Annotated in this window: 1 protein-coding gene (cut by a window edge); it reads left to right on the top strand. The window is 70.8% G+C overall.

Annotation, left to right across the window (positions count from 1 at the left end; genetic code table 11):
• Nucleotides 1-310: 310 nt before the first annotated feature.
• Nucleotides 311-25,314: the 5' portion of a non-ribosomal peptide synthase/polyketide synthase gene (locus NV348_RS11690; protein WP_447146941.1), read on the top strand. Its footprint extends 18,814 nt past the window's final position; 25,004 of the gene's 43,818 nt are visible here — the first part of the coding sequence; its start codon is at nucleotides 311-313; its stop codon lies off the right edge, out of view.

The raw sequence follows: 25,314 nt of genomic DNA, 5'->3' as shown, positions 1-25,314 counted from the left end.
GACGGCCTCACCTGGCCCGATGTACGGCAGCTATGGACGTGGTTGGTTGCCGGGGGAGCGCACCGGTAGATTGGTGCGATGGTTTGCGACGAGCACACCGGCGCTGCCGGTCAAACGGACGTGGGCATGGTCTCGGCCATGTAACAAGACCGGATGGCCTGACAGATAGTGCCAATGGACATTTTTTGCCTGATTGATTTCGAGAACTGAACCCGAGACGCAGGCGCCACGCTAGTTCTACAGCTGAGGCGCCTGCGTTCCGGTGTCGTCGGGGAGCGCCTGCGCAGGTGTTCCGGAAGCGAGGTTTGGGTTGGACCGGCTGGATTTCGGCGGAAACGGCGAAACTGGTGACGGACGTGGAGACTCTGCGGAGTACTTCCCGCTCTCGCCCGCACAGCTGGGTATCTGGTACGCGCAGCACGTCGACCCACAGGTGCCGATCAATATCGCCCAGTTCGTCGACCTGCGTGGCCGGCTCGATGTCGCGGCGCTGGAGCGCGCCAGCTCCGAGGCCGCCGCGGAGCAGCAGTCGGGCTTCCTGCGCATCGTCGAGATCGACGGCGAGCCGATGCAGACCGTCGACCTCACCCTCGACGACACGCTGATCTATGTCGACCTGCGGGGCGAAGCCGATCCCGAGGCCGCCGCCGCGGCGTGGATGCGCGCCGAGTACAGCCGCCCGCTCGACATCGTCGCCGATCGCCTGGTTCAGGCCGCCGCGCTGCAGCTCGAGGACGAGCGCTGGTACTGGTACGCCCGCGTCCACCACATCGTGCTCGACGGTTTCGGCGCCAACAACTTCGTCACCCGCACGGCACAGCTCTACACCGCGGCCGTCACCGGCGCCGAGGCGCCGGCCAACAAGGCCACCGACCTGCGCGCGCTCTACGAGTCGGAGATCGCCTACCGCGACAGCTCGCGCTTCGAGTCCGACAAGGCGCACTGGGCCCAGCGCGTCGCTGGGCTGGAAGAGGGCAGCAGCCTCACCGGTCGCTCGGCGCCGCCGTCGCCGGTCAACGACATCTCCAGCGCGGCGCTGAGCCCGGCGCAGGACGCTCTGTTCGGCGCGGCCATCACCCGCCACGACACCACTTCGGCACCGCTGCTGATCGCCGGTTTCGCGGCGTATCTGGCGCAGATCACCGGCACCTCCGACGTCATCCTCAGCCTCCCGGTGACCGGCCGTACCACCGCTGTGATGCGCCGTTCGGGCGGTGTGACCTCCAATATCGTGCCGCTGCGCCTGCGCGTCGGCCACGACACCACCGTGGCCGAGCTGCTGCGTTCGGTGACCACCGAGGTCTCCGGCGCGCTGCGCCACCAGCGCTACCGGCACGAGGACATCCGCCGCGATGCGGCGGGCGATGGCATGGTCGCCACGGAGTTCTTCGGCCCGTGGGTCAACATCATGCTGTTCGACAACGAACTGCGCTTCGGCGACATGGACGGCACCCTCAATGTGCTCTCCACCGGCTCGATCGAAGACCTGGGCGTCAACTTCTACCAGTCGCACGGCGGCACTCGCTCGCACATCGACTTCGAGACCAACCCGAACCTGTACTCGGCGGCCGACGCGGCCACCCATCACGCCCGGTTCCTGGAGTTCTTCGACCGCTTCCTGGCCGCCGACGCGGACAAGACCGTGTGGTCGCTGCCGGTCACCGGCGCCGTGGAGCTGGAGCGTTCGCTGACCGAGTGGAACGACTCGGCGCACGAGGTCCCCGCGACCACGCTGCCCGCGCTGCTGGACGCGCAGATCCCGCTGACCCCGGACAACATCGCCCTGGATTTCGAGGGCGAGACCCTGACCTACGCCGAGTTCGGCGCGCAGGTCAACCGCCTGGCCCGCTTCCTGATCGCCGACGGCGTCGGCCCGGAGTCGCTGGTCGCGCTGGGCATGCGCCGTTCGCTGGACCTGGTGATCGGCATGCACGCCGTGCTGCGCGCCGGTGGCGCGTACGTGCCGATCGACCCGGATCACCCGGCCGACCGCACCGCCTACATCCTCGAGTCCGCGGCACCGGTCTGCGTGCTGACCACCACCGGTGACGACCTGGACCTACCGGACACGGTGGCCAGGGTGGAGATCGACACCCTCGACACCGCCGCGTTCGCCGACACTCCGATCACCGACGCCGAGCGCCTGTCGCCGCTGCGCCCGGACAACACGGCCTACGTCATCTACACCTCGGGTTCGACCGGCCGCCCCAAGGGCGTCGCGGTCACCCACCACGCGATCGTCAACCAAGAGCTGTGGATGCTCGACGAGTACCGGTTGACCGCCGATGACGTCTACCTGCAGAAGACCGCGACCACCTTCGACGTGTCGCTGTGGGGCTACTTCCTGCCGCTGATGGTCGGCGCCAAGCTGGTCATCGCCTCGCCCGACGGCCACCGTGACCCGCTGTATGTCGCGGACATGATCTCCCGGCACGGCGTCACCGTGACCGACTTCGTCCCGTCGATGCTGACGGTGTTCGTCTCGCACGCCACCCAGGCTCAATGTGAAACGCTGCGTGCGGTTTTCGTCATCGGCGAGGCGCTGCCGCCGGAGACCGCCGCAGGGCTGCGCGCGATCTCCACCGCCGGGCTGCACAACCTGTACGGCCCGACCGAGGCCGCGGTCTCGGTCACCTACTGGGAGGCCACCGAAGCCGACACCGCCACGGTGCCGATCGGTATCCCCGAGTGGAATGTCGAAGTGTACGTGCTGGATTCGCGGCTGCGCCCGGCCGCGATCGGCGCCCCGGGTGAGCTGTATCTGGCGGGCCGTCAGCTGGCCCGCTGCTACCGTGGCCGCCCCGATCTGACCTCGGATCGCTTCGTCGCCAACCCGGTCGGCGCGCCCGGTGAGCGCATGTACCGCACCGGTGACCTGGTGCGCTGGACCGCCGACGGCGTGCTGGAGTACATCGGCCGCACCGACTTCCAGGTGAAGTTCCGTGGTCAGCGCATCGAGCTCGGTGAGATCGAGACCGATCTGCTCGCCCATCCCAGCGTCAGCCAGGCCGCGGTGCTGGTGGTCGATACCGCCACCGGTCAGCAGCTGGTCGCCTATGTGGTGCCCGCGCCGGGTCAGTCCGCCGATCCGGCGACGCTGACCCGTTTCGTGTCCGAGAAGCTGCCCAGCTACATGGTGCCCGCGTCGATCATGGTGCTCGACGCGTTCCCGCTCAACACCTCCGGCAAGCTGGACCGCAAGGCGCTGCCCGAGCCGGTCTTCACCGCTGCCGCGGGCGATTTCCGCGTCCCGCGTACCCCGGCCGAGGAGATCGTGGCCGGCATCTTCGCCGATGTGCTCTCCCAGGAGCGGGTCGGCGCGGACGACAATTTCTTCGAACTCGGCGGTAACTCGCTGGTCGCGACGCAGGTCGTGGCCCGCATCGGCGCCGCGTTCGGCATCCAGCTGGGTGTGCGCGCGCTGTTCGAGACCCCGACCGTGGCCGGGCTGGCCGCGCGGGCCGAATCCGCCACGCCCGCCGATATTTCCGCCGCTCGTCCGCCGCTGGTCGCCCTGCCGCATCCCGAGCAGGTGCCGCTGTCGCTGGCCCAGCAGCGGATGTGGTTCATCAACCAGTTCGACCCCGCCGCGCCGACCTACAACCTGCCCTTCGTGGTGCGGATGAAGGGTCGCGTCGACGTCGACGCGCTGATCGCCGCGCTCAACGACGTTGTGGTGCGCCAGGAATCGCTGCGCACCATCTTCCCGGACGCCGACGGCGGCTACCAGCGGGTGCTGCCCGCCGACGAGTTCGATCTGGGCATCACGGTGAGCCCGATCGATCAGTCGCTGCTGCACGACGAGCTGATCCGGTTCGCCTCCACCGGCTTCGACGTCACCCTGGAACTGCCGATCCGCGTGCGGGTCTACCAGGTGACCGGCGGAACGACCAATGGCACACCGGAATTCGCGGTCGCCTTCGTCGTCCACCACATCGCCGCCGACGGTTTCTCCTTCGGCCCGCTGGCCCGCGACGTCGCCACCGCCTACCTGGCCCGCTCGGCGGGCGAGGCTCCCGGCTGGGCGCCGCTGCCGGTACAGTACCGCGACTACACCCTGTGGCAGCGCGAACTGCTCGGCGCCGAGAGCGATCCGGACTCGATGGCCGCGCGCCAGCTCGGCTACTGGCAGCGGGCGCTGGACGGCCTGCCCGACCAGCTCGACCTGCCCAGCGACCGCCCGCGCCCGCAGCAGCAGAGCTTCCGCGGCGCCCGGGTCGGTTTCGAGATCGACGCCGAGATCCACGAGCAGCTGGCCGCGCTGGCCCGCGCCAACGGTGTCACCCTGTTCATGGTCGTGCACGCTTCGCTGGCCGTGCTGCTGGCGCGGCTGTCGGGCACCACCGACATCGCGGTCGGCACGCCGATCGCCGGGCGTGGTGAGCAGGCCCTCGACGACCTGATCGGCATGTTCGTCAACACCCTGGTGTTGCGCTCGGACGTCGACCCGACCCAGCCGTTCAGCGACTTCCTGGCCCGCACCCGCGAGACCGACCTGAGCGCGTTCGCCAACGCCGACGTGCCGTTCGAACGGCTCGTCGACGTCATCAACCCCACCCGTTCGCAGGCGCGGCACCCGCTGTTCCAGGTGGTGCTGTCGTTCCAGGAGATGTCGCACGGCACCCTGGAACTGCCCGGCCTGTCGGTCGACGCCGACGAGGTCGAGGTCGACATGGCCAAGTTCGACCTGCAGTGGACGCTGACCGAGGAGCACACCGGCACCGGCTCGCTGTCGGGCATGACCGGCGTGCTCACCTACGCCGTCGACCTGTTCGACCAGGCGACCGTGGAAGAGCTGCTGCTGCGCTGGCGGCGCGTGCTCGACGCGATCCTGGCCGACCCGGCGGTCACCGTCGGCGCGATCGACGTGCTCGACGACGCCGAGCGCACCGACCTGGTCACCCGCTACGGCGCACCGGCCGCGGTCGCGCGCACCCTGCCGCAGCTGATGGCGCAGGCCGCCCGCGACACCGAGGCGACCGCCGTGGTGTTCGACGGGACAACTGTGTCCTACGGCGAGCTGGACCGCCGCTCGAACCAGCTGGCGCGCTTGCTGATCCAGCAGGGTCTGGGCGCCGAGGACTTCGTCGCCGTCGCGGTGCCGCGCTCGCTGGAGTCGGTGCTCGCGGTGTGGTCGGTCGCCAAGACCGGTGCCGCGTTCGTGCCCGTCGACCCGAACTATCCGGCCGACCGCATCGCGCACATGATCACCGATGCCGGTGTCTGCGTGGGCATCACGGTCACTTCCGAGGCCGACGAGCTGCCCACCTCGGTGACCTGGATCGAGATCGACGACATCGATCTCGACGACATCTCCGACGCGCCGCTGGCCCCGCGTGAGCTGGTCCGCCCGACCGATCCGGCCCAGCCCGCGTACCTGATCTACACCTCCGGTTCCACCGGTGTGCCCAAGGGCGTCGTGGTCACCCACGCCAGCGTCGCCAACTTCTGCGCCGAGCAGATCGACCTGTACTCGCTCGACTCCGACACCCGCGCACTGCATTTCGCCTCGCCCTCGTTCGACGCGTCGGTGCTGGAACTGCTGCTGGCGCTGGGTCGCGGCGGCACGCTCGTCGTGGTCCCGCCGGGCGTCTACGGCGGTGAGGAACTGCGCGACATCCTCATCACCGAGGAAGTCACCCATGCGTTCGTCACCCCGGCCGCGCTGGCCACCTTCGACGCGCGCGGTCTGGACCACCTGCGGGTCCTGGCCGCCGGTGGCGAGGCGGTCCCGCCGGAACTGGTCACCAAGTGGGCGGTGCGCCTGCCCGACGGCTCGCGCCGCATGCTGGGCAACGTCTACGGCCCCACCGAGACCACCATCGCCTCCAACCTGTCCGAGGGCCTGATCCCGGGGGAGCGGGTCGTCATCGGTGGACCCATCCGTGGCGTCCACACCCTGATCCTGGACGACCGCCTGCGCCCGGTCCCGGTGGGCGTGGCCGGTGAGCTCTACATCGGCGGCATCGGCATGGCGCGTGGTTACCACGCGCGCGCCGCACTGACCGCCGACCGTTTCGTCGCCAACCCCTACGCGCCCGGTCTGCGGATGTACCGCACCGGTGACGTGGTGCGCTGGACCGCCGACCGCAATGTCGAGTACGTCGGCCGCTCCGACTTCCAGGTCAAGGTCCGCGGTTTCCGGATCGAACTGGGTGAGATCGACTCCGCGCTGGCCTCGCACGAGACCGTCGACTTCGCGGTCAGCATCGGCCACAAGAACAAGGGCGGCAGCACCTCGCTGGTGTCCTATGTCGTCGCGGTGCCGGGCCGTTCGATCGATGTGCCCGCGCTGACCGAGCACGTCGCGCAGCGCCTGCCCGCCTACATGGTGCCGTCGTCGATCATGGTGCTCGCCGCGATCCCGCTGACGGTCAACGGCAAGCTCGACCGCCGCGCGCTGCCCGCGCCGGTGTTCGAGGTGCGCGAGTTCCGCGCCCCGACCACCCCGATCGAGCAGATCGTCGCGCAGGTCTTCGCCGACGTGCTCGAACTGTCCCGGGTCGGTGTCGAGGACGACTTCTTCGAGCTGGGCGGCAACTCGCTGATCGCCACCCAGGTCGCCTCCCGCATCGGCATCGCCCTGGACACCCGGGTCCCCGTGCGCATGCTGTTCGAAGCGCCCACCGTCGCGGCGCTGGCCGCACGGGTGGAGTCGCAAGCCGGTGACGGCGCCCGCAAGGCGCTGGTCGCGCGCGAGCGGCCCGACCTGGTGCCGCTGTCGCTGGCCCAGCAGCGCATGTGGTTCCTCAACCGCTTCGATACCGCCTCGGCGGTCAACAACATCCCGGTGGCGATCCGGCTCTCCGGTGAGCTGGATGTGGCCGCGCTGCAGGTCGCCGTCATCGACGTGATCGACCGGCACGAGTCGCTGCGCACCGTGTTCCCCGAGTCGGGCAACGGCCCGGTGCAGGTGGTGCTCGACGCCGCGCAGATCGTCCCCGACCTGACCCCGTACCGGGTCACCGAGGACAACCTCATCGATCACCTGATCGACCTGGCCTCGATGGCCTTCGACGTGACCAGCGAAGTACCGCTGCACGCACGGCTTTTCGAGATCAGCGAGACCGAGTACGTGCTCGGCATGGTGGTGCACCACATCTCCGCCGACGGCTGGTCGATGGCGCCGCTGTCGCGCGATGTCATCGTCGCGTACGCGGCGCGCACCTCGTGGGAGGCGCCGACCTGGGCCGAATTGCCGGTCCAGTACGCCGATTACGCGCTCTGGCAGCGTGAGGTGCTCGGCTCCGAGGACGACCCGCAGTCGCTGATCTCCTCCGAGATCGACTACTGGGCCCGCGAACTCGCCGATCTGCCCGACGAGCTGGTGCTCCCGGCCGATCACCCGCGTCCGCCGCTCGCCAGCTATCGCGGTGGCACCTACAGCTTCGTCATCTCCGGCGAGACCCAGCGCGCCCTGGTCGAACTGGGCCGCCGCTACAACGCCTCGCTGTTCATGGTCATGCACAGCGCGCTGGCCGTGCTGCTGGCCCGCGCCAGTGGCACCAGCGACATCGCCATCGGCACTCCGGTGGCCGGCCGTGGTGACCAGGCCCTCGACGACCTGGTCGGCATGTTCGTCAACACCCTGGTGCTGCGCAGCCAGGTCGAGGGCGCGACCCCGTTCGCGGCCCTGCTCGATCAGGCCCGCGAGACCGACCTGCAGGCGTTCGCGCACGCCGACGTGCCGTTCGAGCGGCTCGTCGAGGTGCTCAACCCGCCGCGTTCCCAGGCGCGCCATCCCCTGTTCCAGGTGATGCTGTCGTTCCAGAACAACAAGCAGGCCTCGCTGCAGCTGCCCGGCCTGTCGGTCAGCGGCATCGACTACGACTCCCAGCTGGCCAAGTTCGACCTTCAGCTGTCCCTGACCGAGGTGCAGGACACCGACGGTGAAGCCGGCGGCATGTCGGCCGAGTTCTCCTACGCCCTCGATCTTTTCGAGGAGTCGACGGTCGCCGCGTTCGCGCGCAGGCTCGACAACATCTTCGCCGCGATCGTGGCCGATCCCGAGGTCGCCGTCGGCGACATCGACCTGCTCGCGCCCGAGGAGCACGCGCAGGTCCTCGTCGACTGGAACGACACCGCGCGCCCGGTGCCCGCGGGCACCCTGGTCTCGCTGTTCGACGCACAGGTCGAGCGGACCCCCGACGCGGTCGCGCTGGTCTTCGAGAACGAGCAGCTGACCTACCGCGAGCTGCAGGAGCGCGCCAACCGGATCGCCCGCAGGCTGATCGCGGACGGCATCGGCCCCGGTTCACATGTGGCACTGGCCATCCGGCGTTCCACCGAACTCGTCGTCGCCATGTACGCGGTGCTGCAGGCGGGCGCGGCGTACGTGCCGCTGGACCCGGACCAGCCCGCCGACCGCATCGGCCACATCATCGAGACCGCGCGGCCGGAGCTGGTGCTCACCAGCCGCCGCGACGCGTTCGAGGCCGACGGCGTCACCGTGCTGGCCGTCGAGAACATCGAATCGCCCGCTGATTTCGGTTCGGCGCCGATCACCGATGCCGAGCGCACCCAGCCGCTGCGGGCCACCAACACCGCCTACGTGATCTTCACGTCGGGTTCGACCGGTCGCCCCAAGGGTGTCGCGGTCGACCACGCCGCGATCGTCAACCGGCTGCTGTGGATGCAGCACGAGTACCCGATCGACGGCGCCGACGCGGTGTTGCAGAAGACGCCCGCCACCTTCGACGTGTCGGTGTGGGAGTTCTTCTGGCCCTTGCAGACCGGCGCGCGTCTGGTCGTCGCCAAGCCCGACGGTCACCGCGACCCGGTGTACCTGGCTCAGATCATCGCCGAACAGGGCATCACCACAGCGCATTTCGTGCCGTCGATGCTGTCGGTGTTCGTGTCCACGCTGGGCAGCAACGGCAACGGCGACGCGGTCCGGCTGCGTCAGGTGTTCGCCTCCGGTGAGGCGCTGCCCGCGCCCACCGCGCAGCGCCTGCGCGAGCTGACCGGCGCCCGCCTGCACAACCTGTACGGCCCCACCGAGGCCGCGGTCGACGTCACCTATCACGAGGTCGTCGACGCCGACGTGGAGTCGGTGCCGATCGGCCGCCCGGTGTGGAACACCAAGGTGTTCGTGCTGGACGCGCGACTGCACCCGGTGGCCCCCGGTGTCGCGGGTGAGCTGTATCTGGCGGGCGACCAGCTCGCCGTCGGCTACCTCAACCGCGCCGACCTCACCGCCGATCGCTTCGTGGCCAACCCGTACGGCGCGGCCGGTTCGCGCATGTACCGCACCGGTGACCTCGTCACCTGGACCCGCGACGGGGAACTGAACTACCTGGGCCGCACCGACTTCCAGGTGAAGCTGCGCGGCCTGCGGATCGAGCTCGGCGAGATCGAGGCGACGTTGCTCGCCCAGCCGGGTGTCGCGCAGTCGGTCGTGGTCGTGCGCGCCGACGCGCACGCGGGCGATCAGCTCGTGGGTTATGTGGTGTCCGAAGCGGATTCGGCCATCGACGTGGCGGCGGTGAAGGCGGGTATCACCGCCGAGCTGCCCGCGTACATGGTCCCCGCCGCGCTCGTCGTGCTCGACGAGTTCCCGCTCAACGCCTCCGGCAAGCTCGACCGTAAGGCGCTGCCCGCGCCGGTGTTCGAGGCCAAGGTGTTCCGCGCGCCCTCGACCCCGATCGAGGAGATCGTCGCGGAGATCTTCGCCGACCTGCTCGGCGCCGACCGCGTCGGCGTGGACGACGATTTCTTCGCCCTCGGCGGCAACTCGCTGGTGGCGACCCAGGTCGCGGCCCGCCTGAGCAAGGCCCTCGACGCCGAGGTCGGCGTCCGCACCCTGTTCGAGGCGCCGACCGTCGGTGCGCTCGCGGCCAGGGTGGAATCGCACGCGGGCACCGGTGTGCGTACCGCGCTCACCGCGCGTCAGCGGCCCGAGTACCCGCCGCTGTCGCTGGCACAGCAGCGGATGTGGTTCCTCAACCGCTTCGATCTCGGCGACACCGGCGACGCGGGCACCTACAACATCCCGGTCGCGGTCCGCCTGCAGGGCCTGCTCGACCTGCCCGCGCTGCGCGGCGCGGTCGCCGACGTGATCGCGCGGCACGAGTCGCTGCGCACCGTCTACCCCTCGCACGACGGCACCGCCTTCCAGAAGGTGCTCGCCGCCGCCGTTTCCATCCCCGAGCTGGAAGTGGTCGAGGCGGTATCCGACTTCGGGGCTCCCGAGGGCTCTGCGTGGTCACGCTCCGCTACCGCCTCCGCGCCCGCCGGTCGCCCCGGCGAGACCGACATGGCGATCTCGCTCTACGAGTTCGCCCGCCGCGGTTTCGATGTCACCGCGCACGCCCCGGTCCGCCTGCGGGTCTACGAGCTGGGCGAGCGCGAGCACGTGCTGGTGATGGTGGTCCACCACATCGCCGCCGACGGCTTCTCGCTGCGCCCGCTGGTGCGCGACCTGATGACCGCCTACGTGGCGCGCACCGCCAACGCCGAGCCGGGCTGGCCGCCGCTGGCGGTGCAGTACGTCGACTACGCGCTGTGGCAGCGCGAAACCCTCGGCGAGGAGACCGATCCCACCTCGCTGATCTCCGAGCAGCTCGAGCACTGGCGCGGCGCGCTCGCCGACCTGCCCGACGAGCTGCGCCTCGGCCACAAGTCGCGGCCCGCGCAGGCCACCTACCAGGCGGGCACGCACCGCTTCGAGGTGCCGGGCGAGCTCGTCGACGCGCTGACCCGGGTCGCCCACGAGCACGGCACCACGCTGTTCATGGTGGTGCACAGCGCCTTCGCGGTGCTGCTGTCGCGCCTGTCGGGCACCGAGGACATCGCCGTCGGCATCCCCGTCGCAGGTCGTGGCGAGCAGGCGCTCGACGACCTGGTCGGCATGTTCGTCAACACCCTGGTGCTGCGCGCCCAGGTCGATCCGGCGGCCTCGTTCACCGAGCTGCTGGCCCGGGTCCGCGAGAACGACCTGGCCGCGTTCGCGCACGCCGACGTGCCGTTCGAGCGCCTGGTCGAGGTGCTCAACCCGGCCCGCTCGCAGGCACGTCACCCGCTGTTCCAGGTGATGCTCTCGTTCCAGAACCTGGGCCGCACCACCCTGGAACTGCCCGGCCTCACCGTCTCCGAGCTGGGCATCGACCAGCACGTGGCCAAGTTCGATCTGCAGCTGGCGCTCAGCGAGGTGCCCGCCGACGACGACAGCCACATGGACGCCGAACTCGTCTACGCCACCGACCTTTTCGACGCCGGCTTCGCCGCCACCTTCGGCGCGCGCCTGCTGCGCGTGCTCACCGGCATCGTGGCCGACCCGTCGGTCGCCGTCGGTGACATCGACCTGCTCGACGACGCCGAGCGCACCCTGGTGCTGGACCGCTGGAACGACACCGAATTCGCCGTCGACGCCGCGCTGAGCACCCCCAGCGACGACGACCCGGCCACCCTCAACGCCCTGTTCGAGGCGCAGGTCGCGCGCACGCCCGACGCGACCGCGCTCACGTTCGAGGGGACGAGTCTGTCCTACGCCGAGTTCGCGGTCCGCGTGCGCAAGCTGGCGCGCTGGCTCAAGGACGCCGGTGTCGGCCCGGAATCCTATGTGGCCCTGGGCATGCGGCGCTCGATCGATCTGCTGGTCGGCATGTACGCCGTGTCCGCCGCCGGTGGCGCCTACGTGCCGCTCGACCCCGATCACCCGGCCGAGCGCATCGAGCACATCCTCGACACCGCGCAGCCGGTCTGCGTGCTGACCTCCGGCGAGAGCCTGCCCGGCGTGGCCGGGCGCGAGGTGCGCATCGACCAGCTCGACCTGTCCGGCCAGTCGGCCGAGCCGGTCACCGACGCCGACCGGCATCGTCCGCTGCGCTCGGACAACACCGCCTACGTCATCTTCACCTCCGGCTCGACCGGTCGCCCCAAGGGTGTGGCGGTCAGCCACGCCGCGATCGTCAACCGCCTGGTGTGGATGCACGCCGCCTACGGCCTGGCCGCCGACGACGTGGTGCTGCAGAAGACGCCCGCCACCTTCGACGTGTCGGTGTGGGAGTTCTTCTGGCCCTTGCAGGTCGGCGCGCGCCTGGTGGTGGCCAAGCCGGACGGGCATCGCGACCCGGCCTACCTGGCCCGCCTGATCGCCGCCGAGCAGGTCACCACGGTGCACTTCGTGCCGTCGATGATGGCCGTGTTCGTCACCGAACCGCTGGCCGCGGAATGTGTCTCGCTGCGCAACGTGTTCGCCTCCGGTGAGGCGCTGCCGTCACCGACCGCGCAGCGCCTGCGCGAGCTGACCGGTGCCGCGCTGCACAACCTGTACGGCCCCACCGAGGCCGCGGTCGACGTGACCTACCACGAGGTCACCGACGCCGACACCGACACCGTGCCGATCGGCGCCCCGGTGTTCAACACCCGTCTGTATGTGCTGGATTCGCGCCTGCGGCCCGTTCCGGTGGGTGTCGCGGGTGAGCTCTATCTCGCGGGCGTGCAGCTGGCGCACGGCTATGTGGGTCGCCCCGACCTCACCATGGACCGCTTCGTCGCCGATCCGTTCGCGCCCGGCGAGCGCATGTACCGCACCGGTGACCTCGTCACCTGGACCCCCAACGGCGAGCTGGAATACCTGGGCCGCACCGACTTCCAGGTGAAGCTGCGTGGTCTGCGCATCGAGCTCGGCGAGATCGAGTCGGCGCTCACCGCGCTGCCGCAGATCGCCCAGTCGGTGGTCGTGGTCCGCGCCGACGAGCGCACCGGCGATCAGCTGGTCGCCTACGTCATCCCGCAGCAGGGCTCGATCGTCGACACCGACGCGGTCAAGGACGCCCTCGGCGCCGAGCTGCCGGTGTACATGGTCCCGGCCGCCTACGTGGTGCTGAACGCCTTCCCGCTCAACGCCTCCGGCAAGCTGGACCGCAAGGCGCTGCCCGCGCCGGTGTTCGCCGCGCGCACCTTCCAGGCGCCGGTCACCCCGGTGCAGCAGATCGTCGCCGCCACCTTCGCCGAGGTCCTCGGCGCCGGTCAGGTCGGCCTCGACGACGACTTCTTCGAGCTCGGCGGCAACTCGCTGGTCGCCACCCGGGTCGCCGCGCGCCTGTCCGAGGCGCTCGACACCCAGGTGCCGCTGCGCGCGCTGTTCGAGGCCTCGACCGTGGCCGCGCTGGCCGCGCGGGTGGAGACCGCCACCGGTCGTGGCGGGCGCATCCCGCTGGTGCCGCAGCCGCGGCCCGAGCTGGTCCCGCTCTCGCAGGCCCAGCAGCGGATGTGGTTCCTCAACCGCTTCGACAACCGCACCGCTGTCAACAACATCCCGGTGGCCATCCGGCTCACCGGTGACCTCGACGTCGCCGCGTTGGAAGCGGCCATCGCCGATGTGACCGCGCGGCACGAGTCGCTGCGCACCTTCTACCCGGAGGTGGAGGGCGCCGGCTACCAGCAGGTCCTGCCCGCCGACGAGGTCCGCTTCGCGCTGCCCACCCAGCCGGTGACCGCGAACGAGGTCGTCGCCCGCGTCGTCGAGCTGGCGAGCGTGCACTTCGACGTCACCCGCGAGGTGCCGTTCCGCGCGAGCCTGCTGCGCGTCGACGAGCGGAACCACGTCGCCGTGCTGGTCATGCACCACATCAGCGGTGACGGCTTCTCGCTGCGTCCGTTGCTGCGCGATGTCGTCGTCGCCTACACCGAGCGGGTCCGGGGCGAGGTCCCCGCGTGGGCCCCGCTCGAGGTGCAGTACGCCGACTACACGCTGTGGCAGCGCGAGGTGCTCGGCGAGGAGTCCGATCCCGAGTCGGTCGCCGCGAGCCAGATCGCCTACTGGACCGCGCAACTGCGCGACCTGCCCGACCAGATCGAGCTGCCCGCCGACCGCCCGCGTCCCGAGATCGCCACCAATGCCGGTGACCTGTACCGCTTCTCGGTCGACGCCAACCTGCACCGCGCGCTGACCGACATCGCCCGCGCGCACGGCGTCACCCTGTTCATGGTGATGCACGCGGCGCTGGCCACCTGGGCCGCGCGCCTGTCCAACAGCACCGATATCGCCATCGGCACCCCGATCGCGGGCCGTGGTGAGCGCACCCTCGACGACCTCGTCGGCATGTTCGTCAATACCCTGGTGCTGCGCAGCGAGGTCGACCTCGGCGGCAGCTTCGGCGACCTGCTCGACCAGGTCCGCAAGGTCGACCTGTCGGCCTTCGCCAATGCCGACGTGCCGTTCGAGCGGCTCGTCGACGTGCTCAGCCCCACCCGCTCGCAGGCGCACCACCCGCTGTTCCAGGTGGCGCTGACCTTCGAGGCGGCCACCGCCGCCGACACCGGCACCGTCGCCCTGCCGGGCCTTGACCTCGACGTCGTCGACTTCGACCCGGGCACCGCGAAGTTCGATGTGCAGCTGACCGTCGGCGAGGCCGCCGACGGCTCGCTGGCCATGTCCTGGAACTACGCCACCGATCTGTTCGACGCCGAGACCGTCGCCGCCTTCGGTGACCGGCTGGTGCGCATCCTGCGCACCGTCGCGGACAACCCCGACGTGATCGTCGGCGACATCGACCTGCTCGGCGAGGCCGAACAGCGTGACGTCGCGCAGCGCTGGGTGTCCTCCGGCGCCGACGCCATCGCCCTGCCGGTGATCCACGACGCCAGCACCCCGGCGGGTCACCGTCGCGGGCTGTTCGGTAACAAGCACACGACGCTGGTCGACCTGTTCGACGCGGCCGCAGCGGCCTACCCGGACCGCATCGCCGCCAAGTTCGGCGTCGAGTCGCTGACCTACGCCGAGCTCGACCGGCGCGCGAATGTGCTGGCGCGCAGGCTGATCGACGACGGCGCGGGCCCGGAGTCGCTGGTCGCGGTGATCCTGCCGCGCTCGCTCGATCTCGTCGTCGCGCTGCTGGCCGTCGTCAAGACCGGCGCGGGCTACGTGCCGGTCGACCCGACCTACCCGGCCGAGCGCATCGCCTACGTGCTCGAGGATTCCCGGCCCACCAGCGTGGTCCTCGATTCCACCGTTCAGGTGACGGTGCCCGCGCACCTGCCCTCGGTGGTGCTCGACGGCTTCGCCGTGGAGACCGGCAATATCGAGGACGCCGACGATCTGCCGATCACCGACGCCGACCGGATCGCACCGCTCTCGCCGGACAACGTCGCCTACGTCATCTACACCTCCGGCTCGACCGGCCGCCCCAAGGGCGTCGCGGTCGCGCACCGGAACGTGGTGCGCCTGTTCGCCAACACCGATCGCGACTTCGGCTTCGGCCCGCGCGATGTGTGGACGCTGTTCCACTCCTACGCCTTCGACTTCTCGGTGTGGGAACTGTGGGGTCCGCTGCTGTTCGGCGGCTCGCTGATCGTCGTCGACTACTACACCTCGCGTTCGCCCGAGCAGTTCCTGGAACTGCTGCGCGTCGAGCAGGTGACGGTGCTCAACCAGACGCCGTCGGCGTTCTACCAGCTCGCCGAGGCCGACCGGATCGCCGGACCCGGCCTGGCGCCGCTGGCCCTGCGCTACGTCGTCTTCGGTGGCGAGGCGCTGGAATTGCGCCGCCTCTCGGACTGGGTCGCCCGCCACGGCGACAGCTCGCCGACGCTGGTCAACATGTACGGCATCACCGAGACCACGGTGCACGTGTCGTTCCGCGCGCTGGACGCGAAAACCATTGCCGCCGCGGCCGGTTCGGTCGTCGGCCGGGCCATCGCCGGCCTGGGCGTGTACGTGCTCGACAACCGGCTGCGCCCGGTGCCGGTGGGCGTCGCGGGTGAGATGTACGTCGCCGGACCGCAGCTGGCGCGTGGCTACCTCGGCCGCCCCGACCTCACCGCGACCCGCTTCGTCGCCAACCCGCTGGCAGGCCCGAACCAGGCCGGCTCGCGCCTGTACCGCTCCGGCGACCTCGCGCGCTGGAACCGCTTCGGCGAGCTCGAATACCTCGGCCGCGCCGACGATCAGGTGAAGGTCCGCGGCTTCCGCATCGAACTCGGTGAGATCGAAGCCGCCGTGCTGGCCCAGCCGGGCATCGCCCAGGCGGCCGTCATCGTGCGCGAGGACCAGCCGGGCGACCAGCGCATCGTCGCGTACGTGGTCGCCGACGGCGACGCCCAGCCCGACCTCGATGTCGTGCGCAGCGGTGCCGCCGAACAGCTGCCCGCCTACATGGTTCCGGCCGCACTGGTGCGCCTGGAATGGATCCCGCTGACCGTCAACGGCAAGCTGGACCGCCGCGCCCTGCCCGCTCCGGCGGTGCAGGCGCGGGCCTTCCGCGCCCCGGTCACCCCGGTGCAGGAGACCGTCGCGGCGGTCTTCGCCGACGTGCTCGGCCTGGACCGGGTCGGCGTCGACGACGACTTCTTCGACCTCGGCGGCAACTCGCTCATCGCCACCCGCGTGGTCGCCCGCATCGGCGCCGCGCTCGGCGCCACCGTGCCGGTGCGCGCGCTGTTCGAGGCCTCCACCGTGGAAGCCCTCGCGGCGCGGGTGGAATCGCACACCGGCGGCACCGCCCGCGCGGCGCTGGTCGCCCGCGAGCGCACCGAGGGTGAACTGGTGCCGCTGTCGTTCGCGCAGCAGCGCATGTGGTTCCTCAACAAGTACGACACCACCTCGGCGGCCTACAACCTGCCCGTCGCCATCCGCCTCACCGGCGCGCTCGACACCGAGGCGCTGGCGCTGGCGCTGGCCGATCTGGTGCGCAGGCACGAATCGCTGCGCACCCGTTACCCCGAGCACGGCGGCACCCCGGTCCAGCAGATCGTCGCCGCCGAACGCATCTCGCTGGATCTGCGGCCGGTCACGGTCGCCCAGGAGCAGCTGTTCGGCACCGTCACCGAGTTCGTATCCACCGGTTTCGATGTGGCCGAACAGGTTCCGCTGCGCGCCCGGCTGTTCAAGGTGACCGACACCGAGCATGTGCTGGTCGTGGTGGTCCACCACATCGCCGCCGACGGTTTCTCCATCGCGCCGCTGACCCGCGACGTGATGCTGGCCTACACCGCTCGCGCCCAGGGCACCGCGCCCGGCTGGGCGCCGCTGCCGGTGCAGTACGCCGACTTCGCGATCTGGCAGCGCGCGGTCCTCGGCACCGAGGACGACGCCGACTCGCTGATGTCGCGCCAGGTCGGGTACTGGCAGCGCCAGCTCGCGGGTGTGCCCGACGAGCTGACCCTGCCGTTCGACCGGGCCCGCCCGGCCATCGCCTCGCATCGCGGCGCCACCGTGCATCGCGAGCTCGCGCCGGAACTGATCACCAAGCTCGACGAGGTGGCCCGCAGCCAGGGCGCGTCGCTGTTCATGGTCATGCACACCGCGCTCGCGGTACTGCTGTCGCGCCTGTCCGGTTCCGACGACATCGCCATCGGCACGCCGATCGCGGGCCGTGGTGAGCAGGCCCTCGACGACCTCGTCGGCATGTTCGTCAACACCCTGGTGCTGCGCACCGGTGTGCGCCCGGCCGAGTCGTTCACCGACCTGCTCGAGCAGGCCCGCAAGGCCGACCTCGACGCCTACGGCAATGCCGACGTGCCGTTCGAGCGGCTCGTGGAACTGCTGGCGCCGGAGCGCTCGCAGTCGCGCAACCCGCTGTTCCAGGTGATGCTGGCCTTCCAGAACCTGGACCGCACCACCCTGGAACTGCCCGGCCTGGCCGTCTCGGCGCTCGATCTCGACGAGAGCGTCGCCCGCTTCGACCTGCAGTTCACCCTGTCCGAGCTCGGTGAACCGGGCAGCGGCGGGATGGCGCTGGCGCTGAACTACGCCACCGAACTGTTCGACGAAGCCACCGTCGACACCATCGCGACCCGCTGGGAGCGCGTGCTCGAGGCCGTCGCGGCCGATGCCGCGGTGACCATCGGCGCCATCGATGTCCTCGATGCCGCCGAGCGGGCCGACCTGGTGTTCCGCGTCGGCGAGCCGCCGGTGCCCGCGCGCACCCTGCGCAGCCTGCTGGCCGAGGCCGTCTCCCAGAACCCGACCGGCGACGCCGTCGTGTTCCAGGGGACAGCTCTGTCCTACGCCGAGCTGGATGAGCGCTCGAACCGCTTGGCGCGCTTGCTGATCGCCGAGGGCATCGGCGCCGAGGACCTCGTCGCCGTCGGCGTGCCGCGCTCGGCCGACTCGGTCTTCGCCGCCTGGGCCGTCGCCAAGACCGGCGCCGCCTTCGTGCCGGTCGACCCGACCTACCCGGCCGACCGCATCGCCCACATGGTCACCGACTCCGGTTCACCGCTGGGCCTGACCGTCGCCTCCGTGCGTGCGGGTCTGCCCGAATCCGCGCGCTGGCTGGTGCTCGACGAGCTGGATCTGGACGCCTTCGACGGCGGCCCGATCGACGACGCCGAGCTGGTCCGGGTGACCACGCCCGAGCAGCCCGCCTACGTCATCTACACCTCCGGCTCGACCGGCGTCCCCAAGGGCGTCGTCGTCACCCACGCCGGTCTGGCGAACTTCGGCGAGGAGCAGGCCAAGCGCTACGCCCTCGACTCCGATACCCGCGCACTGCATTTCGCCTCGCCCTCGTTCGACGCCTCGATCCTGGAACTGCTGCTGGCGCTGGCCCGCGGCGGCGCGCTCGTCGTCGTCCCGCCGGGCGTCTACGGCGGTGACGAACTGTCCGAGCTGATCCGCGCCGAGCGGGTCACCCACGCCTTCATCACCCCCGCCGCGCTGGCCACCTTCGACCCGAGCGGGCTGGACTCGCTGCGGGTGCTCGTCGCCGGTGGTGAAGCGGTGCCCGCCGATCTGGTGAGCAAGTGGGCGGTTCCGTTGGCGGACGGCACGACTCGTGCCTTCCACAACGGTTACGGCCCCACCGAGACCACGATCATGACCAACATCAGCGCCGCGCTGACGCCGGGCGAGCTGGTCACCATCGGTGGCCCCACCCGTGGCATGCGCTCGCTGATCCTGGACGCCCAGCTCCAGCCCGTTCCGGTGGGTGTCGCGGGTGAGCTGTATCTGTCGGGCATCCAGCTGGCGCGGGGCTACCACGCCCGCGCCGGCCTGACCGCCGACCGGTTCGTCGCCGATCCGTTCGTGCCGGGGGAGCGGATGTACCGCACCGGTGACGTCGTGCGCTGGACCGCCGACGGCACCGTCGAATACGTCGGCCGCTCGGACTTCCAGGTCAAGATCCGCGGTTTCCGGATCGAACTGGGCGAGATCGACTCCGCGCTCGCCTCGCACGAGACCGTCGACTTCGCGACCACCGTCGGCCACAAGAGCACCGCGGGCGCCGTCTCGCTGGTCGCCTATGTGGTTGCCGCGCCGGGCCATTCGATCGACGTCGCGGCGCTGACCGCGCACGTCGAGGACCGTCTGCCCGCCTACATGGTGCCCTCGTCGATCATGGTGATCGACCACGTGCCGCTGACCCCGGTCGGCAAGCTCGACCGCAAGGCGCTGCCGGAGCCGGTGTTCGCCACCGAGGTCACCTTCCGCGCCGCGCGCACCCCGATCGAGCAGACCATCGCCGAGGTCTTCGCCGAGGTGCTCGGCGTGGAGCGGGTCGGCGTGGACGACTCGTTCTTCGCCCTGGGCGGCGACTCGATCGTCTCCATCCAGCTCGTCTCCCGGGCCAAGGCCCGCGGCGTGCTGTTCACCCCGCGCCACGTCTTCGAACAGCGCACCGTCGCCGGTCTGGCCTCGGTCGCCGAGACCGCCGATGTCGCGGCGGCGTCGGCGATCACGCTGGCCGAGCTGCCCGGTGGCGGTGTCGGCGAGATGCCGTTGACCCCGGTCGTCCGGTTCATGGCTGAGCGGTCCGGCTCGTTCGACCGGTTCAACCAGACCATGGCGCTGGAACTGCCGGTCGGCATCGACCGGGCCGGTATCGCCGCCACCGTCGGCGCGGTCATCGACCGCCACGACATGCTGCGCTCGCGCCTGCACCAGGTCGACGGCCGCTGGGTCGTCGACACCGCGCCCGCCGGTGCCGTCGACGCCGACGCGCTGATCGACCACAGCACCTTCCCGGCCGAGGCCACCGACGACCAGCTGGTCGAGATCGCTTCCGCCGCACTGGATGCCAGCCTCGACCGACTCGATCCGGCCGCCGGTGTGGTCGTCCGCTTCGTGTGGCTGGAGCCGACCGCGGCTCCGGCGAAGGCCACCCGCGCCGGTCGCCTGATCGTCGTCGCCCACCACCTGGTGGTCGACGGTGTCTCCTGGCGCATCCTGGTGCCCGACTTCGTCGCCGCCTGGGGCCAGCTCTCGGCGGGCCAGCAGCCGGAACTGGTCGCCCCCGCCACTTCCATGCGGGCCTGGGCGCACGCGCTCGCCGACGAGGCGCGCAGCCCCGAACGCGCCGCCGAGCTCGACTTCTGGCGTGAGGTCGTCGCGACCCCGGATCCGCTGCTCACCGAGCGGCCGATGAACCCGGCCGTCGACGTCTCCGGTGTCATCGAGAAGCTGCCGGTGGAGGTGTCCGCCGAGGTCACCAAGGCCCTGCTGACCACCGTGCCCGCCCTGTTCCACGGCGGCGTCAACGACGGCCTGCTCACCGCGCTGGCCCTGGCCGCCGCCAAGTGGCGCGGCACCCGGGTCGCCGCGGGCAACGGCACCGCGCACGACGACGCGCTGCTGGTCCGCCTCGAAGGCCACGGCCGTGAGGAAGAGGTCGCGCCCGGCGCCGATCTGTCCCGCACCGTCGGCTGGTTCACCGCGATCTTCCCGGTCCGCCTTGACCTGGCCGGCATCGACATCGACGCCGCGCTCGCCGGTGGCCCCGCGCTGGGTCATGCCGTCAAGGCGGTCAAGGAACAGCTGCTCGCCGTGCCGGACAAGGGCATCGGCTACGGCCTGCTGCGGTACATGAACGCCGAAACCGCCGCGGAGCTGCCCACCCAGCTGCCCGGCCAGATCAGCTTCAACTACCTGGGCCGCGTCGCCGACAGCGACGTGCCCGACGCGCTGCGCGGCTTCGGCTGGATCCCCGCGCCGGAGCTGGCCGCCCTCGGCGGCGCCTACGACGCCGACATGCCCGCGATGGCGCCGCTGGACGTCAACGCGATCGTCGTCGGTGACAAGCTCAGCGCCAATATCGGCTACCCGAGCACCCTGCTCGCCGCCGCCGAGGTCCGCGAGTTCGCCGACCTGTGGGTCACCGCGCTGGAAGCTGTTGCCCGGCACGCCAACTCGGCCGACGCGGGCGGCCACACGCCGTCCGACTTCGCGCTGGTGCGCTCCACCCAGGGCGACATCGAGGTCTGGGAGAAGCGCTACCCCGAGCTGACCCAGGTGTGGCCGCTGGCCGCGCTGCAGGCCGGTCTGTTCTTCCATGCCCGCCTGGCTGCCAGCTCGGTCGACGTCTACACCGCGCAGGCGGTCCTGACGCTCACCGGCCGCGTCGACGCCACCCGTCTGCGTGCCGCCGCCCAGGCCCTGCTGGACCGGCACGAGACCCTGCGCACCGCGTTCGTCACCGACCGCGACGGCAATGCCGTGCAGATCGTCGTCGAACACGCCAAGGTGGCCTGGACCGAGCATGACCGCACCGAAACGGGCGAGTTCGCCGACCTCGTCGAGGCCGACCGCACTGCCCGCTTCGACCTGGCCGCGCCGCCGCTGATCCGCTTCACCCTGATCCGCATCGCCGACAACGAGTGGCGCTTCGTGGTGTCCAACCACCACATCCTGCTCGACGGCTGGTCCACGCCGCTGGTCATGCGCGACCTGCTCGCGCTCTACGCCCTGCACGGCGACACGAGCGCGCTGCCCGCCGTCCGCTCCTACCGCCACTTCCTGGAATGGGTTGCCCAGCAGGATCACTCGGTGTCGGTCGCGGCCTGGTCCGACGCGCTGCGCGGCGTGACCGAGCCGACCATGCTGGCCCGCCCCGACGCGAGCCGCGAGATCGCGGCCCTGTCGGAGGAGTATCTGTTCGACCTGGACGAGCCGACCACGGCCCGCCTGGTCGCGCTGGCCGCCGATCTCGGCGTCACCCCGAACACCGTGCTGCAGGTGGCCTGGTCGATCGTGCTCGGCCGGATGACCGGCCGCGACGACGTGCTGTTCGGCACGACCGTCTCGGGTCGCCCGGCCCAGCTGTCCGGCGTGGAATCCATGGTCGGCCTGTTCATCAACACCGTCCCGGTCCGGGTGCGTTTCGACGCCGCCGAATCGGTGCGCGAGGTGCTGACCCGCACCCAGGGCGAGCAGGCCGACCTGCTCGACCACCACTACGTCGGCCTGGCCGAGATCCAGTCGGCGGCGGGCATCGGCGCCCTGTTCGACTCGCTGGTGGTCTTCGAGTCCTACCCGGTCGACGCCGAGGGCATCAAGGCCCAGGCCGCCGACATCGACGGCATGGCCGTCACCGGCCTGGACGCCGCCGACGCCACCCACTACCCGCTGTCGCTGATCGCGCAGCTGGACACGCGGCTCCGTATCCGGGCCGGCTACCTGAGCGACCTGTTCGACGCCGCCACCGTGCACCGCATCGCCGAGCGCCTGATCCGGGTGCTCACCGCGATCACCACGGAACCGGCTGTCGCCGTGGGCGATATCGAGCTGCTCGACGCCGCCGAACGCGAACTGGTCGTGCGCGAGTGGAATGCCACCGCGCACGAGGTGGACCAGCGGGCCACCCTCGTCTCGATGTTCGAGGCGCAGCTGGCGCGCACCCCGCAGGCCACCGCCCTCGCCTTCGAGGGTGAGACCCTCTCCTACGCCGAGTTCGCCCAGCGGGTCTACCGCTTGGCGCGCTGGCTGATCGATCGCGGCGTCGGCCCGGAAACCTATGTGGCCCTGGGCATGCGCCGCTCGATCGACCTGGTGGTCGGCATGTACGCGGTGAGTGTGGCCGGTGGCGCGTACGTGCCGCTGGATCCCGATCACCCGGCCGAGCGCACGGAATACATTCTGGCGACGGCGGATCCGGTGTGTGTGCTCACCTCGGGCACCGACTTGGAGATCGATACCGCGCAGGTCCGCATCGACCTGCTCGACCTGGTCGGCTACGCCGACACCGGCATCACCGATGCCGAGCGCACGACGCCGCTGCGGCCGTCGAACACCGCGTATGTGATCTTCACGTCGGGTTCGACCGGTCGTCCGAAGGGTGTGGCGGTCAGCCATGGCGCGATCGTGAATCGTCTGGTGTGGATGCAGTCGGCGTACGGTCTGACCGAGGCCGATGTGGTGTTGCAGAAGACTCCGGCGACGTTCGACGTGTCGGTGTGGGAGTTCTTCTGGCCCTTGCAGATCGGTGCGCGTCTGGTTGTCGCGAAGCCGGACGGTCATCGCGATCCGGCGTACCTGGCCGAGATCATCCGCGTCGAGGGCGTGACCGTCACGCACTTCGTGCCGTCGATGCTCGCGGTCTTCGTCGCCGACGCCGCGGCCGCCCGCTGCGAGTCGCTGCGGATGGTGTTCGCCTCCGGTGAGGCGCTGCCGCCCAAGCCCGCGCACCGCCTGCGCGAGCTCACCGGCGCGGCCCTGCACAACCTGTACGGCCCCACCGAGGCCGCGGTCGACGTCACCTTCCACGAGGTGGTCGACGCCGATACCGACACCGTGCCGATCGGTGCCCCGGTGTTCAACACCGAGGTGTACGTGCTGGACGCGCGGCTGCGGCCGGTTCCGGTGGGTGTCGCGGGTGAGCTGTACCTGGCGGGCACCCAGCTGGCGCGCGGCTATGTCGCGCGGCCGGACCTGACCGCCGACCGCTTCGTCGCGAACCCCTTCTCCGATGACGGCGCCCGCATGTACCGCACCGGTGACCTCGTCGCCTGGACCGAGCACGGCGAGCTGGAATACCTGGGCCGCACCGACTTCCAGGTGAAGCTGCGCGGTCTGCGCATCGAGCTGGGCGAGATCGAGTCGGCGCTGACCGCGCTCGACGAGGTCGCCCAGTCGGTGGTCGTGGTCCGCGGCGACCAGCACACCGGCGATCAGCTGGTGGCCTACGTCATCGCCGCGCCGGGCCGCACCGTCGACATCGAGGACGCCCGCGAGGAACTGGGCAACAACCTGCCCGCCTACATGGTGCCCGCGGTGCTCATCGTGCTCGACGAGTTCCCGCTCAACGCCTCCGGCAAGCTCGACCGCAAGGCGCTGCCCGCGCCGGTGTTCGAGGCCGCGGTGTTCCGCGCCCCGACCACCCCGGTCGAGGAGATCGTCGCCGCCACCTTCGCCGACGTGCTCGGCCTGGAGCGGGTCGGCCTCGACGACGACTTCTTCGCCCTCGGCGGCAACTCGCTGACCGCGACCCAGGTCGCCGCCCGCCTGTCGGCCTCGCTGGAGACCGATATCGGCGTGCGTGAGCTGTTCGAGGCCTCCACCGTCGTCGCGCTGGCCGCGCGCGCCGAGACGCACTCCGGCACGGACCGCCGCGCCGCCCTGGTCCCGCAGCAGCGTCCCGAGCGGGTGCCGCTGTCGCTGGCCCAGCAGCGCATGTGGTTCCTCAACCGCTTCGACCCCGAGTCCGCGGTGGACAACATCCCGGCGGCCGTGCGGCTGTCGGGTCTGCTCGACCGGCAGGCGCTGCAGGTGGCCGTGGCCGACGTGCTGGCACGCCACGAGTCGCTGCGCACCTACTACCCGGAAGTCGCCGGCGCGGCCCACCAGGTGATCGTGCCGACCGGCAAGGTCATCCCCGACCTGGCGCCGATCGAGACCACAAGTGCCCAACTGCCGCAGCGCCTCTCGGAGCTGGTGCTGACCGCGTTCGACGTCACCGCCGAGGTGCCGTTCCGGGCCGCCCTGTTCGAGATCAGCCCGACCGAACACGTACTCGCCCTGGTCGTGCATCACATCTCGGCCGACGGCTTCTCCATGGGCCCGCTGACCCGCGACGTGATGACCGCCTACAGCGCCCGCGTCGAAGGCGCGGAGCCGGCCTGGCGCCCGCTCGAGGTCCAGTACGCCGACTTCGCGCTGTGGCAGCGTGCCGTGCTCGGTGACGAGGACGACGCCGAGTCCGTGATCTCCCAGCAGATCTCGTTCTGGGGTCAGCAGCTGCGCGGGCTGCCCGAGCAGCTCGACCTGCCCGCCGACCGGCCGCGCCCCGCGGTCGCCAGCGGTCGCGGCGCCACCCACACCTTCGAGATCGACGCCGACACCCATGCGGCACTGGCCGATCTGGCCCGCAGCCGGGGCGCGACGCTGTTCATGGTCGCCCACGCGGCGCTGGCGCTGCTGCTCTCGCGCCTGTCCGGCGAGCACGACATCGCCATCGGCACCCCGATCGCCGGCCGTGGCGAGCGCGCCCTCGACGACCTGATCGGCATGTTCGTCAACACCCTGGTGCTGCGCACCGAGGTCGACGGCGACGCGAGCTTCGCCGAGCTGCTCGGCGAGGTCCGCGCGGGCGACATCGCCGCCTTCGGCCACGCCGATCTGCCGTTCGAGCGCCTGGTCGAGATCATCAACCCGGC

The sequence above is a fragment of the Nocardia fodinahabitans genome (genome assembly GCF_052983615.1).
This window is presented reverse-complemented; position numbering and strand designations above follow the sequence as displayed.